The 1028-nt window shown below is 32.3% G+C and carries 1 protein-coding gene and 1 pseudogene; one reads left to right on the forward strand and one right to left on the reverse strand.

From position 1 onward, the window contains the following. Positions 1 to 231: 231 nt before the first annotated feature. Positions 232 to 705 (forward strand): hypothetical protein, encoded by a 474-nt coding sequence (locus tag ACFIO3_RS13820; RefSeq protein WP_375704659.1) that lies wholly within the window; start codon positions 232 to 234, stop codon positions 703 to 705. 14 nt (positions 706 to 719) lie between these two features. On the opposite strand, the pseudogene ACFIO3_RS13825 reads toward ACFIO3_RS13820, so the two are convergent. Further along, positions 720 to 1028: pseudogene (locus ACFIO3_RS13825) on the reverse strand (hypothetical protein); the annotation flags it as partial.

Below are 1028 nucleotides of genomic sequence, written 5' to 3' on the forward strand. Positions count from 1 at the left end.
TCTGTATTTTGTGATGTCATAAAATACACCCTCCAGATAATAAAAAACCCCGCATTTGCGGGGATTTTGAACTGTACCACACCCTCATTTAGATACAGTACGACCAGTGCCGTATTTGTCATTAAATACGATTTGCTACACTTTGTCAACATAAAAATAACACATATTGATAATTTCAAAGGGAATCTGTATGAAGCGAAGATGTAACAATGAAAAACAAGATAAAATCTAATGTTATTATCGTATTTAAAGAAAATTGCCTTATTCGGAATAATAAGTATCTTATTCACTAGCCATATAAGTAGTCAATCATTAGCAGAAGATAGGTATTTAAAACTATGCCCAGATGGCCAAATTCCTGTTTTGCGTGATGTACGAAATCTATCTTCTTTTGTTACTTGTATTTCAGAAGAAATATTGGATTATAATTTTAATAAGTTTAAAAAACTCAGAGAAGAACTCGGAAATGACATTAGACTAGCTTCTATAAGTGAAAAAGACTATTATGAATTATTAAAACATCATTCTAAAAAAAAACAAATAATAGAATGGTTCGTAATAGGCTTTATAATAATCACCATAATGTCTCTTCCGATTAACATACTCTGGCGATTTAGGTTAAGGATTCCTGCGCTTTTATTTGCAATAATGACCGCCTTAGTTATTACTGCTATACCATATATGTATGATATGTATGACTGGTAGTATCTCTTTCAAATCTACTTTTTTGAAAAGTACTTATGAAGCGCATTAAGAGCAATCCGTAATGAATTCACAAGGTATGGTAGCATTTTATCTTCTATAACGAGGGACTGTAACGCAGCATAAAGATTATACTGTCTATAGAGACATTGGGCTTCTTTTAGTATATCTTGTACGGCTTGATAGTGATTTGTTGCTTTTTGAACCCATTGTTCAAAGCTATCTGGATCTGAATTTGTAGACACATCATCATAAATTGCATTAGGCAAGCCCTTTGCACAAAGGTAATTATTTCTTATCTGTAAGTACTGTTGCGCGGCATCATA

It is taken from the genome of Bartonella sp. AD328YNZD, assembly GCF_042196425.1.